At 61.2% G+C, this 13,005-nt stretch carries 15 protein-coding genes; 5 read left to right on the plus strand and 10 right to left on the minus strand.

The features are described from left to right. Window positions 1-20: 20 nt before the first annotated feature. A complete protein-coding gene (locus L0V05_RS05295; protein WP_234869039.1) occupies window positions 21-1,604 on the minus strand; it encodes a PAS-domain containing protein in 1,584 nt (527 codons plus the stop codon). Between the two features lie 67 nt (window positions 1,605-1,671). After that, window positions 1,672-3,057: a sensor histidine kinase RegB gene (gene regB / locus L0V05_RS05300; protein ID WP_234869040.1), complete on the minus strand. Its 1,386-nt coding sequence runs from the start codon at window positions 3,055-3,057 to the stop codon at window positions 1,672-1,674. 94 nt (window positions 3,058-3,151) lie between these two features. Between regB and L0V05_RS05305 the strand changes: the two genes are divergently transcribed. From L0V05_RS05305 to L0V05_RS05315, 3 genes are all read left to right on the plus strand, one after another. Further along, window positions 3,152-3,769: an SCO family protein gene (locus L0V05_RS05305; protein ID WP_234869041.1), complete on the plus strand. Its 618-nt coding sequence runs from the start codon at window positions 3,152-3,154 to the stop codon at window positions 3,767-3,769. Between the two features lie 66 nt (window positions 3,770-3,835). After that, window positions 3,836-4,390 (plus strand): ActR/PrrA/RegA family redox response regulator transcription factor, encoded by a 555-nt coding sequence (locus L0V05_RS05310; RefSeq protein ID WP_234869042.1) that lies wholly within the window; start codon window positions 3,836-3,838, stop codon window positions 4,388-4,390. Between the two features lie 100 nt (window positions 4,391-4,490). Then, window positions 4,491-4,805 carry an H-NS histone family protein gene (locus tag L0V05_RS05315; protein ID WP_234869043.1) on the plus strand — a complete coding sequence of 105 codons (315 nt, stop codon included), beginning with the start codon at window positions 4,491-4,493 and terminating at the stop codon, window positions 4,803-4,805. A 6-nt stretch (window positions 4,806-4,811) separates the two neighbouring features. On the opposite strand, the gene L0V05_RS05320 is transcribed toward L0V05_RS05315, so the two are convergent. From L0V05_RS05320 to L0V05_RS05330, 3 genes are all read right to left on the minus strand, one after another. Then, window positions 4,812-5,681: a LysR family transcriptional regulator gene (locus tag L0V05_RS05320; protein WP_234869044.1), complete on the minus strand. Its 870-nt coding sequence runs from the start codon at window positions 5,679-5,681 to the stop codon at window positions 4,812-4,814. Between the two features lie 238 nt (window positions 5,682-5,919). After that, window positions 5,920-6,522: an HD domain-containing protein gene (locus L0V05_RS05325; protein ID WP_234869045.1), complete on the minus strand. Its 603-nt coding sequence runs from the start codon at window positions 6,520-6,522 to the stop codon at window positions 5,920-5,922. Further along, window positions 6,519-7,448 carry a glycosyltransferase family 8 protein gene (locus L0V05_RS05330; protein ID WP_406565957.1) on the minus strand — a complete coding sequence of 310 codons (930 nt, stop codon included), beginning with the start codon at window positions 7,446-7,448 and terminating at the stop codon, window positions 6,519-6,521. The genes L0V05_RS05325 and L0V05_RS05330 overlap by 4 nt, the downstream gene beginning before the upstream one ends. Window positions 7,449-7,650: 202 nt before the next feature. On the opposite strand from L0V05_RS05330, the gene ahcY reads away from it, so the two are divergent. Together ahcY and L0V05_RS05340 are read left to right on the plus strand one after the other, a co-directional pair. Next, complete coding sequence (gene ahcY / locus L0V05_RS05335; RefSeq protein ID WP_234869047.1) at window positions 7,651-9,042, plus strand: adenosylhomocysteinase; 1,392 nt, start codon at window positions 7,651-7,653, stop codon at window positions 9,040-9,042. Between the two features lie 220 nt (window positions 9,043-9,262). Further along, complete coding sequence (locus tag L0V05_RS05340) at window positions 9,263-9,604, plus strand: DUF2853 family protein (RefSeq protein ID WP_234869048.1); 342 nt, start codon at window positions 9,263-9,265, stop codon at window positions 9,602-9,604. Between the two features lie 181 nt (window positions 9,605-9,785). Here L0V05_RS05340 and L0V05_RS05345 read toward each other — a convergent pair whose 3' ends face one another. Genes L0V05_RS05345 through tsaD form a run of 5 tightly spaced genes read right to left on the minus strand, consistent with a single transcriptional unit; the run spans window position 9,786 to window position 12,962 of the window. Next, window positions 9,786-10,178, minus strand: coding sequence for a DUF1761 domain-containing protein (locus L0V05_RS05345; protein WP_234869049.1), 393 nt, complete (start codon window positions 10,176-10,178; stop codon window positions 9,786-9,788). A gap of 47 nt (window positions 10,179-10,225) precedes the next feature. Then, window positions 10,226-10,645, minus strand: coding sequence for an EVE domain-containing protein (locus L0V05_RS05350; RefSeq protein ID WP_234869050.1), 420 nt, complete (start codon window positions 10,643-10,645; stop codon window positions 10,226-10,228). Beyond that, window positions 10,645-10,917: a YciI family protein gene (locus L0V05_RS05355; RefSeq protein WP_234869051.1), complete on the minus strand. Its 273-nt coding sequence runs from the start codon at window positions 10,915-10,917 to the stop codon at window positions 10,645-10,647. The genes L0V05_RS05350 and L0V05_RS05355 overlap by 1 nt, the downstream gene beginning before the upstream one ends. A gap of 3 nt (window positions 10,918-10,920) precedes the next feature. Then, on the minus strand, window positions 10,921-11,868 hold the full coding sequence (locus L0V05_RS05360; protein ID WP_234869052.1) for an NAD(P)H-dependent glycerol-3-phosphate dehydrogenase: 948 nt from the start codon (window positions 11,866-11,868) through the stop codon (window positions 10,921-10,923). Next, window positions 11,865-12,962: a tRNA (adenosine(37)-N6)-threonylcarbamoyltransferase complex transferase subunit TsaD gene (gene tsaD, locus L0V05_RS05365; RefSeq protein WP_234869053.1), complete on the minus strand. Its 1,098-nt coding sequence runs from the start codon at window positions 12,960-12,962 to the stop codon at window positions 11,865-11,867. Before tsaD ends, L0V05_RS05360 begins: the two co-directional genes overlap by 4 nt. Window positions 12,963-13,005 lie beyond the last annotated feature (43 nt).

Below are 13,005 nucleotides of genomic sequence, written 5' to 3' on the forward strand. Positions count from 1 at the left end.
GCTTTGCCCTGTCGGGACCGTCAGCCGAGCCCGGTGCGGCGCTGCGACACGAAGGGCAGGGGCGTTCCGAAATCCTCGACCGGGGAAAGCTCCGCCTGGGGGAATGCGCTGAATTCCACCATCGTGGCCCCGCCAGTCAGCGAAACGACCCGGCACAGCAGGGCGCGGCCGTCTTGCAGCCGGATCGGCCAACCTGCAGCCGGTGCCACGGCTGCTCCCCGGACTACGGTCTCAATTTCGGCCCAGGCCGGGGTTGAGGACGACAGATTCCGCCAATAAGACGCGAGTTCGCCAATGTCGTGACAGCCGCCCTGAAAAACCTCCATCGGATCGTGGTTCCACATGGCCGTATAGGCGGCATTGGCCAAGACAAGATCTCCGCCCTGCCCGAACACGGCTACAGCATCCGACACGGAATCGACGATGGCCTGCCCAAGCTCGACATTCGCCCGGTCGCGTCGGGTCTGGCTCATCTGAAGGGTGACATCCTCGAACAATAGTGCGAGGGCGCCTTCGGGATGAGGTCGGCCGATCACGCGGAAGGTCTGCCCGCCCGGAAGGTTCCAATGCTCTTCGAACTGTCCGATCGCCGAGGCTTTTTCTAGATCGGTCAGACGCTTGCGCCAATTGGAGAAGTCCTTCGGTTCCGGAATCATCTGACGGTCGCGCAACTGGTTGAGAAAGTCGAACAGTGTCGGGTTGCCGATCAGGAATTCGGGCGCGAGCGTAGTCAGGTCGGCCAAGGCCGGGTTGAACAGCGCAAGCTTTCGCTGCCGATCGAAAATCGCCAGACCAATGGGCAGGCTAGCAAAGGTCTTGGTCAGGGTCTGCGTGAATTCACGCAAGGTGCCCTCGGCTTGAACGAGGGCGTCGATGGGCTGGGCGAATGCCATGACGCCGTCGGCGAATGGGGCCGTCACCACCTCGAACCACATCGGCGCCTTGCCCGGCGGCACGATGCGGATGCGCTGCAGGCGCTGGGAGGCCAGCCGAAATACCCTTGGCAGCGGCCAGGACAGTTCCTCACCACTCTGAACGGCCAGCTTTAGGTAGGAACCGTTGGACCAGATCACCTCTTGCGCGCCGTTCTGCACCCAAACGGGATGCGGGGTCAGCCCGACCGTCGAGCGAAGCAGTTCCAATTCTTCGCCCGTTGCGCGCAGCGTGAGCGGATCGACGACAGCGCTGCGGTCCGCATCGGGATCCGTCAGCCTGATTTGTACCAGCCCGGATCGCAGTTCCGCCACGAGGGCGAGCGGCGTCAGCGCACCGCCCTGACCCGATTCAAGGACAAGCCTGCCTTCGTCGGGAAGTGCGGTAAGGCGGGTTTCGATGTCCGGAAAATGCCGAACCAGAAACGCCAACAGACGTTGCCATGGCGGCCCCCGCAAACTCGAGCCGGCAATCAGGGCGCGCGCCGTCGGAGAAGCGTCTACCAGCGTTTCCCCATCGAACAGGAAGATCGTGTCGGACGTCGCCGCATCGAGCAGCGGCATAAGCCGGTCGTCTGCCCGGCGCGGAAGAACGACGAGCAAACCAAGACCTGTCAGCGCTGCCACTACCGACACGAGGAACAACGAAACGATTGAGTACAAGTCTGCCAAGCGCGCCCCCGGTTAATGTCGGATCAACCGTGGGCTTGAGATGCTTAAGGGAAGGTAAACGCGAAGCCTAAGGCAGGATTAGCTGGTTTTCTCCGGTCACTGCATCCGAAGCGCGGATCCTGTCGATTGGCCAGACAACCTCGACGATGGCGCCGGAGCGTTCGGGATTCTCCTCGCTGCTCAGAAACGGGTCAGTGCCGTTCGCGAAGGTCAACTTTGCACCCGACCGTTCCAACAGCGTCTTGGCAATGAACAGGCCAAGGCCCATTCCTTCGTATTCGGGCCGCTTCGCGTCGTGATGCTCATCGCGGCGGTTCCGGACAAAGGGATCACCGATCCGTCCTATGACATTGGGCGGATAGCCGGGACCATCGTCTGAAATGCGGAGCGTGATCTGCCGGTCGTCCCAGAGGGCATCCACCCAGACCCGGCTTTCCGCAAAGTCGACGGCGTTCTGAATCAGGTTGCGGATACCATGGATGATCTCGGGGCTTCGCAGGATGGTGGGCTGTCTCGCATCGCCCAGACCGCCGGATCCGAGCGAGAAAGAAATCTCTTTCTTGCGCTTTATGTGAGGCTCCGCCGCTTCGCGCAGAACCGCGGCAATCGGGGCCTGATGAAGATGCAGGTCGTCTTTTCCCGCCCGGCCCATCGATTGCAGAATGTCGCGGCATCGGTCGGCTTGGCTCCGGATAAGGCCCGCGTCCTCCTGAAGTTCAGGCCATTCTGCCAACTCTTCGAACAGCTCGCTGCTGACCAGCTTTATCGTCGCAAGCGGCGTGCCAAGTTCGTGGGCGGCAGCGGCGACCACGCCGCCCAGATCGGTCAGCTTCTGCTCACGCGCGAGGGCCATCTGGGCTGCAAGTAGCCCGTCTGACATCGACCGGATCTCGGTCGCGACTCGGCGGCTGTAAACGGCAAGAAAGACGATCCCGATGACGATGGCCAGCCAGAAGCCGAACTCGAAGATCCCAGGTACCGACAGGACTGATCCGTCGGCAAATCGCAACGGCAGGTTGGTGAAGGTGATGACTGTGACGAGGAAAATCGCAACGATCCCGAGAATGATGGTCGTCTGCAGTTCAAGAGCGCTGGCCGAGATCGTGACAGGTGCCAGGATAAGAAGCGCGAAGGGGTTGTGCAGGCCCCCCGTCAGGCCAAGGAGCAGAGCCAGTTGCGATATGTCGAACAGCAGCGTCGTCATAGCCTCTGCTTCAGTCAGCCGCTTGTTTTCGGGGAAGATGAAACCGGCAGTCATGTTGGCGATCACGGCGGCGCCAATGACCAAGGCACAAAGGCCCATCGGCAGGACGAGATCGAAGACGACCGTCGCAGTTATGATCGCGGCGACCTGGCCGACAATTGCCAGCCAGCGCAACAGGATCAAGGTGCGCAGCTTCACCCAGTAGCTTCGCGTATCCCGTCCGAGAAGGTCGAGGCTGGCTGCGGGCATGGCGGTGGACCCCTTGGAAACCATGGACTATTGCTTCCTAGTCCGGCAGGACAGGGCGATCAATCCGGTGGGGGCACTTGGGATGGCTGAGAAGATGAGGCGGCTTGTAGCTGGTGCTGCGCTTGTCGCGGCTGTGGGCTTTATCGGCTGGCAGGCCTATCAGGTCTACGGTCCCGACCCGGATCCTTTTGCCTCGTGCCGCAATGGCCAGATCGCCGGTGGCGCCGGCGCGATCGGCGGGCCCTTCACATTGATTGACGGTCAGGGGCGCACGGTAACGGACAAGGACGTGATAACCGAGCCGACCTTGGTCTACTTTGGCTACACATCTTGCCCGGATGTTTGCCCACTGGACAATCTGCGCAATTCGGAAGCAGTCGATATCCTGGAAGAGCGGGGAATTTCGGCGACGCCGCTGTTCATTTCGATCGACCCCGATCGGGATACGGCACAGGTAATGGCTGACTATGCCAAGAACATGCACCCCAAGATGATTGGCCTGACTGGCAGTGCAGACCAGGTAAGGCAGGCGGCGCAGGCCTATCGCGTTTTCTACCGCAAGCAGGACGACGGGGGCGAATTCTATCTGGTCGACCATTCGACCTTCACCTATCTCGTCCTTCCGGGAACCGGATTTGTGGATTTCTTCCGACGTGAAACTACGTCCGAAGAGATGGCAGAGCGCGTTGCCTGCTTCACTGACCGGTCCTGAGTTGGGTTTGACCCAGCCAGGCAGAAGACATAAAACAGAATTCGAATTTGACCGCCGGAGGAACATATGTCGGATCCTGAATTTTCGGAGCTCGGTCCCGACCGTTCTCTTCTTCTGGTTGACGATGACGAACCCTTCGTAAAGCGCTTGGCGAAAGCGATGGAAAAGCGCGGTTTTGTGCCGGAGACAGTTGAAAGTGTCGCTGCCGGAAAAGCCGTTGCGGCATCCCGTCCCCCGGCCTATGCGGTGGTTGACCTGCGGCTCGAAGATGGCAATGGGCTTGATGTGGTCGAGGCCCTCCGCGAAAGGCGGCGGGATTGCCGCATCGTAGTGCTTACGGGCTATGGGGCCATTGCGACGGCCGTCGCTGCGGTAAAGATCGGTGCAATCGACTATCTTTCCAAGCCAGCGGATGCCAACGACATCACCAACGCGCTGCTGTCGCGGGGCGAAGCTCTGCCGCCGCCGCCGGAAAATCCCATGTCGGCTGATCGCGTGCGTTGGGAGCATATCCAGCGGGTCTATGAACTCTGCGAGCGCAATGTTTCAGAGACCGCGCGGCGCCTGAATATGCATCGTCGTACATTGCAAAGGATATTAGCGAAGCGCAGTCCGCGCTAGGCAACCGGGTTCTTGCCGATGTTGCTAAAGATGTCGATCCAATTGTTGAATTTCCGATTGTGACTCTTTAAGAGGGCCTTGTCCGACAGGGGATTTTGGAATGAACATCGATCTTAATGTACTGTCGTTGAAAGAGCTTAAAGAGTTACATTCTCAAGTTGCAAAGGCAATCGCGACCTTCGAGGATCGCAAGAAAAAGGTTGCACTCGCCGAACTTGAAGAGAAGGCGCGCGCTCTCGGTTTCACGCTTGCCGAACTGACCGGCGGCTCTGCCCCGCGAAAGCGGGCTCCGGCCGTGGCAAAATATGCCAATCCTGCCGACAAGAGCGAAACCTGGTCGGGTCGTGGTCGCAAACCTCGCTGGTTTGAAGCTGCGCTTGCCTCCGGCCAGTCGCCCGAGGATCTGGCGATCTGATACTGGTCAGACCTGATTGAGCAACCAGTCGCGAAAGATCTGTGCCGGGCGCCGCAATGGCCCCGGTGCGGTCACAAGGAAATAGGCAGGCAGCGAGTCTTCCCTGTCATGAATCAGGATCAGACGGCCGCTGGCCAGATCCTGTTCAAGCAGGGCCTTGTCCTGCACAACCAGACCCATCCCCTGCCGCGCCGCTGTCATGGCGAGTTCCTCGGTCAGCACGAGCGTCACATGCAGCCGGTCGATGTCGAGACCGATGCTTTCAAGCCAGGCGCGCTGTTCGGGCCAATCGCTCATCAAGACCCAAGGCAATTCCTGAAGGCGCTCGATCGGTAGCCGTCCCGACCCGTCCACCAGCGAGGGATCGGCGGCCACGACCATTCGGGCCGATGTGAGAAGGCGGGTCTCGACACCCGGCCAGTTCCCGCGACCATAGCGAACGCCAAGGTCCATTCCTTCCCGCCTGAGGTCCAACGGGCGGGAATCGGGATGAAGGCTGATGGCTATGTCAGGATGAAGCGTCCAGAAACCGCGCAGCCTTGGCATCAGCCATTCCGACGTGAAGGCTGCTGTCGAAGTCACCCGAACCGGCCGGTTTTCATCCCGGTTCGCGAAGGCCGCGATCGTTGTCTGGATCGTCTGAAAGCCGTCGCCAACAGCCGCCGCCAAGGCGCGGCCATCAGCCGTCAGCTCGATTCCGCGCCCGCTGCGAATGATAAGCGACAGACCGAGCTCTGCCTCGAGTGCGCGCACCTGCTGGGAGACGGCCGCATGGGTTACGTTCAGTTCGCGTGCGGCCGGACTGAACCCGGACAGTCGCGCCGCCGCCTCAAAGGCGCGGAGCGAGGCCAGCGATGGCATCTTTCGCCAGTCCATATGTTAGCCTGATTTACACATAAGAGAATTTCCTGACTCACTTGTTAGTCACATTATCCATATAGTCTTGGCATGAATTAGAGATAAGGAGACAGGATATGTTAGAGCTGATCGCAGAATCCCTGTTGGTCGCCATGGGTCAAAAGCCTTTCCGCAAAACCGGGCCCCGCCTCGAAGATCGACCCGTGATCGCTGATGGAGGCCGACACCGCTGGATCCAGCGCGACGGATCCCACCGTCAGGACTGATATGACTCGAGCAAGCTTTTGTGGCGCAACAGGAAGGCATCGCGCACCTCCTTGGGCGGCCGCAGACGGATCCCCAGGCCGACAAGCAGTTGGGGGTCCGGCTTTCCGAACAGGCGATCTGCCTCGTCGCGCCCAAACCCTGCGATCTGGACCGCCTCCATCCAGGCCGAAACCCGGTCGGCCCGCTTGATGGCCTTTTTGATTTCGGCAGGCAGCATTGCGGGCAATCCAAACCGCAGATGCACCGCAGCGGTAAGGCGCAGGTCAAGTTCACCGTAGGACGGACCTACAGCAGCCTTTACCGGGCTGATCATGTCGCCGATGACATATTCCGGAGCATCATGAAGCAAGGCTGCAAGGCGCCAGCGGGGCGCCATCTCGGGAAACATGCGCCCGAAGAGCGCCTCGACCAGCAGCGAGTGCTCGGCAACCGAATAGGGCCAGTCGCCATAGGTCTGGCCGTTCCAGCGCGCAACGAAGGCCAAGCCATGTGCGATGTCCTCGATCTCGATGTCGACGGGCGTAGGATCCAGCAGATCGAGCCGTCGCCCCGACAGCATCCGCTGCCACGCCCGGGTCGGTTTCTTGGTCATTGTATGGTCCGCAGGGGATCCGGAAACTGGGCAATCAGCCGACGCAGAGCTGGATAGGATCTGACGCTCTGATAGACCATCTGCGCCAGTTTCCGCGTCGTGGGCGCCATAGCTGGTTTCCACAACGGGCAATCGGGGAAATGCCGCGAAAGGAAGCGCTCGTACTGCACCCGGTACCGCAACGGCATCGTCCCCTTGCGGTCATTCCATGGTTTGTCGTGGCCGACAAAATGAACGATCCGCAGGGGAACCAGATTGCCCAGGAAGGGGCGGCTGCCGACCCATTGCCAGTTCCAGACAGGGCTGATCTGCGCAAACCCGCCACGCAACACGCCGTTCAGCAGCGATTGGTCTAGGTGGTGGGTTATGCCCGGGTTGGACTGAGCCAGCGCAAGTGCCCGCTCGGTGATCTTTTCTGATTGGTACAGTGCTGTATCGATCAGCATCAGGCCAGCATTGAAGTACGGCAGGGGCCCAAGGCCGAGGGCGGCAAACTCTGACACCAGCTTGTCAGGTTTTCTCCATTGCTGCATGTCGCGGACGGCGCCGATGGGGCGTCCGCCCAGATCGATGCCCAGCAACTCTCCCGGATCCCCGGCCTCAAGGAACATGTCGCTGTCGAGATACAGGATTCGGGAATAGTCGTCCGCCAATGCGTCCGTGATCCATAGACGCAGGTATGTCGCATGAGACACTGAACCAACCGCGAAACTCAGATATTCAGGATCAGGATCGATCTGCACGACACGAAAGCGCCTGTCGGCGAAGCCATCCGGCAATCTGAGCGGTTCGGCCGAGCAGATGCAGATATCGTAGTCTCGGTCAGGAACCGCCCTGTCGATCTGATCAGCCAGAAACAGCGCAATCGGCAGGAAGTTACTGTCGCAGCACAGGCACACCGCACCCCCTGATACCTTTGCCGACACTTCCCTCAATCCCGGATCTCCCTTCGATCTTTGGGCCCGAACACTGATGGGCAAACAGGATGACCGTCAAGGCGGGTTGCAAGGCCCAGACAAGTGCTTGCGCAAGGCATCTGGCCCGACAACGCTCCGCCCTCGCGTTGCCGTTCTGCCGGTTCGCTGCTATGTGATCCGCCAGATCCAGGAATTCCCGAGGGAGACGGCCGTGAAGGACTATCACGTCAAGGACATCGGACTGGCCGACTTCGGCCGCAAGGAACTGACCATCGCCGAGACAGAGATGCCGGGGCTGATGGCCCTGCGCGAGGAATTCGGCACGTCCAAACCGCTCAAGGGCGCCCGGATCGCCGGGTCGCTCCACATGACCATCCAGACCGGCGTTCTGATCGAAACGCTGGTGGAGCTTGGGGCAGAGGTGCGTTGGGCCTCGTGCAACATCTTCTCGACCCAGGACCACGCCGCCGCGGCCATCGCTGCCGCCGGCGTTCCGGTCTTCGCCCACAAAGGCGAGACGCTCGAGGACTACTGGAAGTTCACCGACCAGATCTTCCAGTTCAAGGAAGGCACCTGCAACATGATCCTCGACGATGGCGGGGATGCGACGCTGTACATCCTTCTCGGCGCACGGGTCGAGAACGGCGAACCTGATCTGATCGCCGTGCCCACGAGCGAGGAAGAAGTCTGCCTGTTCAACCAGATCAAGACCCGCCTCGCGCTGTCTCCCGGGTGGTTCACCAAGCAGCGCGATGCGATCCGCGGCGTGTCGGAGGAAACCACCACCGGCGTGCATCGCCTCTACGATCTGCACAAGAAGGGCCTGCTGCCCTTCCCGGCAATCAACGTCAATGACTCTGTGACCAAGTCGAAGTTCGACAACAAGTACGGCTGCAAGGAATCGCTTGTCGACGGCATCCGTCGGGCGACAGACACGATGATGGCGGGCAAGGTCGCCGTGGTCTGTGGCTATGGCGATGTGGGCAAGGGCTCGGCCGCCTCGCTTCGCGGCGCGGGGGCGCGGGTAAAGGTCACCGAGGTCGATCCGATCTGCGCGCTACAGGCAGCGATGGACGGATATGAAGTGACACTGCTGGAAGATGAAGTCGCCACGGCCGACATCTTCATCACGACGACCGGCAACAAGGACGTGATCCGCATCGAGCATATCCGCCAGATGAAGGACATGGCAATCGTTGGAAACATCGGCCATTTCGACAACGAGATCCAGGTTGCCGCGCTGCGCAACCACAAATGGACTAACATCAAGGACCAGGTCGACATGATCGAGATGCCTTCGGGCAATCGGATCATCCTTCTGTCGGAAGGGCGGCTGTTGAACCTTGGAAATGCGACCGGCCACCCAAGCTTCGTGATGTCTGCCAGCTTCACCAATCAGGTGCTCGCCCAGATCGAGCTTTGGACGCGGGGCAAGGAATATGCGCCGGGCGTCTACATCCTGCCGAAGCACCTGGACGAGAAGGTCGCACGTCTGCATCTCAAGAAAATTGGCGTGAAGCTGACGGCGCTTCGGCCAGAGCAAGCGGCCTATATCGGTGTCAGCGTCGAAGGGCCATTCAAGTCGGACCACTACCGTTACTGATCTTTCCTTCCGGGAATGAAACGCAATCCAGGAACCAAACGGCCCTGCAACCCCTGCGGGGCCGTTTCCATTTTGCATGACCGTCTGCATTCTGCCGCAGCGTCAACATTTTGCTTGAGCAATGACGCCGTTTCCCTAACCTGCCACCCTGCGTCCGATGTTTGCGGGCGGGGGGACATGCGCGTATGCAACAGGGCGCGCCAGTTGGAGATTATGCGGAATGAGCAAGCGCGACGAACTGATTGCAAAATATGCAGACGATTTGCGGGGCAAGTGCAAGGTCGAGCCGGACATGGCGCTCCTGACGAAGGTGACCATCGGCTGCGGCCCGGCCATCTACAACAATGACAGTTCGACCGTCGCCGGTACGGACCAGTCGGAGCTTGAGACCATCAAGACCAACTTCCTGAAAAAGAAACTGGGCCTCGCGGACAGCCCCAAGCTCGACGAAGCCCTGGCTGCCGTCATGGACACCTACGGAAAGTCCGAGCGCAACAAGTATCGCGCCGTCGTCTACTATCTGCTGGTCAAGCATTTCGGCAAAGAGAAGGTCTACGGCTGATCGCCAGACCCTAGGATTTGAAATGAATGCGACGCTCTTGGCATTTGTCCGAGAGCGTCGTTTGATTTAGGAATGATCCATCGGGGCAGGACGCCCGGACCCTTTTCAGATCACGGGGCACTGGCAGGTGCGCGTGGGGTGGCAGGAGGGTCCCGTCCGGGGTCGGGGCCCTCCGTGTTCCCTACATAACGCTCAAGACGATGCCCATGATTGTGCAGCCAATGACGGCATAGCCGCCGTCGATCAAGGTCAGGGCGCGCGGGCGACCGGCATAGACGTGGTTCATCGCCACCCAGGGCAGCACGACGAAGGCGCCAAGCCCGAAGCCCCCCATGACGCCTTCGACAAGCGTATCCAGTCCCGCCATCTTGAAGATGTGCCGCATCATCCCGGCCACGACTACAAGCAGGATAGCCCCGATCACGAAAGGCGCGGCGCTGCGTTGGGCCGGTTTGCCATCTGGCCCCATCGCAATCCCTGCCGAAGTCATCCAGGCTCGGGACAGGCTCATGTACCAGACCGCCCCAAAGGCATAGGCCGCAGCGGCGGCAATGATCACGGCCAGAAACTGCATGTTCAATTCCCCAACAGTTTGCAGGCCGGATCATGCGGCAGCGGGACTTAGCCGTCCAGTCCGCCCATCTGGCGGATGATCTTCCACTCAGCTTCCGTGACAGGCTGAACGGACAGCCGGGTGTTGTTGACGAGAACCATGGATTCCAGTCCCGGCTGAACCTTGCAGTCCTCCAGTGTCACAGGACGCTTCAGCGGCTCGATCGCCTTGATCCACACGCAGTCCCACCGCGGATCGTCGGTGGTGCTGTCCGGTGTGCTTTCGCGGACGACCTCGACGATGCCGACGATTTCTTTCCCGATGTTCGAGTGATAGAAGAACCCGCGGTCGCCGACCTTCATCGCCCGCATGTTGTTGCGCGCCTGATAGTTGCGCACGCCATGCCACTCCTCGCCCTCGTCTCCCTTGGCGACCTGATGATCCCAGCCCCAGACGTCGGGTTCCGACTTGAACAGCCAGTAGTTCATCAGCCGATCACCTTGTTCCACTGGATCAACTCTGTCTTCTCGAACAGACCGGCTTTCGCATAGGGATCAGCCTCCGCCCAGTCGCGCGCCTGGTCCATATTGTCGACATTCAGCACCACCAGCGATCCGCACATCTGACCCGAATCGTCAAGGAACGGGCCTGCCATTGCCACGATGCCGCAGGTCTTGAGGTATTCGACATGGGCGGGACGGTTGTCGACGCGGGTCTGCAGATGGCCAGGCTTGTCACGGCCGATGAAGGCTACGAGCATTCTTCACTCCTGTTTGAGAGGGCGGGACAGCAAGCTTTGCACAGCCTGTGTCAGGGAAATTCTGCCGTCGACAAGGGCAGCAACCATGGCCGCGACCGGCATGTCGACCCCAGTCCGCGCAGCAAGTGCTGTCACAGCCTTTGACGTGGCAACGCCCTCGACGGTCGTTGATGGATCAAACGTCTCACGTGCGCCAAGCGCATGCCCGAAACGGAAGTTTCGTGATTGAAGCGACGTACAGGTGAGAACAAGATCGCCAAAGCCCGACAGCCCGGCAAGCGTTTCGCCCTGCGCTCCGAGCGCCCGGGCCAGTCGAACCATCTCGGCATAGCCGCGCGTCATCAGGGCGGCGCGAGCGGAGTCGCCCAGGCCCGCACCGATAACGACGCCAGCCGCAATGGCGATGACATTCTTGAGTGCACCGCCAAGCTCGGCCCCGGTCACATCGGTCGTTCGGTACAGGCGAAGCACCGCCGTCGACAGCTGATGCTGAAGCAAGTGACCCACGGCCTCGTCCGCACAGGCGAGCGTCAGGGCGGTCGGCAGGCCACGGGCTATGTCGGTGGCAAAACTCGGTCCGGTGAGGATTGCGGCGCGCGCGGCGGGACAGGCCTCGGCGATCAGGGCCGTGGGGCCGCGGAGCGTCGCAAGGTCGACACCCTTGCAGCAGGCAACAAGCGCCTTGCTATCCAGCGTGGCGGAATTCTCGGTCAGGAATCCACCCAGCACCTGCGTCGGAAGCGCGAGCAGCACGGTGTCGGCGCGAGAAAAATCCTCAAGATCGGCTGTGATAGAGACGCTTTCCGGCAGTTCCACGCCTGGAAGCTTTCGGCTGATCTGTCCTTCGAGGTCGCGGGCATCGCGGGCCCAAAGCCACACATCCCGGCCTTCACGGCCCAGGGTTACGGCCAGCGCGCTGCCAAAAGCCCCGGCGCCGATGATCCCGATCATGCCTTGGCCCCTTTCTTGCCGGACCCGATCAGCGCGGGCGCCGACTGGTCCAGCGGCCAGCGCGGCCGTGCGACAAGATCGCTCTGTTGCGGATGGCCGCTGCGGGTCCGTTCGATCCCGGCCCAGGCGATCATGGCCGCATTGTCGGTGCAGAGGCGAAGCGGCGGCGCAAAGAAGCGGACCTGGGCCGCTGCACAGAGTTGTTCCAGTGACGAACGGATCGCTTCGTTGGCCGCCACTCCTCCAGCGACGGCCAGTGCGGGTTCAGCCGGCCTCCGCTCCAGATAGACCGCCAGTGCACGCCGAGTCTTCTCTGCCAGGACTTCGGCAACCGCGGCCTGAAATCCGGCGCACAGATCGCGGCGGTCCTGCACGGTGATCCCGCCCTTCTCTGCAATCAGGCTGTCGCGAGCCCGCAGGAGCGCTGTCTTCAGCCCGGAGAACGAAAGGTCGCAACCCGGCCGATCCAGAAGCGGTCTGGGAAAGTTGAATCGCTTCGGACCACCCTGCCGGGCTTCTGCCTCGACCGAAGGGCCTCCAGGCTGAGGCAGGCCGAGAAGCTTCGCAGTCTTGTCAAAGGCTTCACCTGGCGCATCGTCGATTGTGCCTCCCAGCCGCTGGAAGTGTTCCACGCCATCGACCAGCAGGAACTGGCAGTGCCCGCCCGAGACCAGCAGCAAAAGGTAAGGGAAGGCCAGGCCGTCGGTCAGACGCGGTGTCAGCGCATGCCCGGCCAGATGGTTCACGCCCACAAGGGGTAGCCCCGCACCCGCAGCAATGCCCTTGGCCGTCATCACGCCCGACAGGACACCGCCGATCAGCCCCGGCCCAGAGGTCACCGCCAGCCCATCCAGTTCGTGCAGTTCAATCCCGGCTTGCTGCAGTGCCTGCTCGATGCAGAGGTCGAGCCGCTCAGCATGGGCGCGGGCGGCGATTTCCGGCACGACCCCGCCGAAGGCTGCATGCAGGTCGGTCTGACCGGACACGACCGAGGACAGGATGAGAGGTGTCTGACCTGGCACATGCCGGACGACGGCTGCGGCGGTATCGTCGCAACTGCTTTCCAGCCCGAGAAAGGTAAGCGTCCCGTCCATGACCGCCGATTGTCAGAAGGATATGGGGCAGGTAACACCGCAA

This window comes from Alitabrizicola rongguiensis (assembly GCF_021491355.1).
Taxonomy (GTDB): domain Bacteria; phylum Pseudomonadota; class Alphaproteobacteria; order Rhodobacterales; family Rhodobacteraceae; genus Aliitabrizicola; species Aliitabrizicola rongguiensis.

What these genes read in the sequence shown, in the direction of transcription:
- regB (WP_234869040.1), bottom strand. Translation starts at nt 3,057, where the DNA reads ATGCCCGCAGCCAGCCTCGACCTTCTCGGACGGGATACGCGAAGCTAC.
- L0V05_RS05305 (WP_234869041.1), top strand. Translation starts at nt 3,152, where the DNA reads ATGAGGCGGCTTGTAGCTGGTGCTGCGCTTGTCGCGGCTGTGGGCTTT.
- L0V05_RS05310 (WP_234869042.1), top strand. Translation starts at nt 3,836, where the DNA reads ATGTCGGATCCTGAATTTTCGGAGCTCGGTCCCGACCGTTCTCTTCTT.
- L0V05_RS05315 (WP_234869043.1), top strand. Translation starts at nt 4,491, where the DNA reads ATGAACATCGATCTTAATGTACTGTCGTTGAAAGAGCTTAAAGAGTTA.
- L0V05_RS05320 (WP_234869044.1), bottom strand. Translation starts at nt 5,681, where the DNA reads ATGGACTGGCGAAAGATGCCATCGCTGGCCTCGCTCCGCGCCTTTGAG.
- L0V05_RS05325 (WP_234869045.1), bottom strand. Translation starts at nt 6,522, where the DNA reads ATGACCAAGAAACCGACCCGGGCGTGGCAGCGGATGCTGTCGGGGCGA.
- L0V05_RS05340 (WP_234869048.1), top strand. Translation starts at nt 9,263, where the DNA reads ATGAGCAAGCGCGACGAACTGATTGCAAAATATGCAGACGATTTGCGG.
- L0V05_RS05345 (WP_234869049.1), bottom strand. Translation starts at nt 10,178, where the DNA reads ATGCAGTTTCTGGCCGTGATCATTGCCGCCGCTGCGGCCTATGCCTTT.
- L0V05_RS05350 (WP_234869050.1), bottom strand. Translation starts at nt 10,645, where the DNA reads ATGAACTACTGGCTGTTCAAGTCGGAACCCGACGTCTGGGGCTGGGAT.
- L0V05_RS05355 (WP_234869051.1), bottom strand. Translation starts at nt 10,917, where the DNA reads ATGCTCGTAGCCTTCATCGGCCGTGACAAGCCTGGCCATCTGCAGACC.
- L0V05_RS05360 (WP_234869052.1), bottom strand. Translation starts at nt 11,868, where the DNA reads ATGATCGGGATCATCGGCGCCGGGGCTTTTGGCAGCGCGCTGGCCGTA.
- tsaD (WP_234869053.1), bottom strand. Translation starts at nt 12,962, where the DNA reads ATGGACGGGACGCTTACCTTTCTCGGGCTGGAAAGCAGTTGCGACGAT.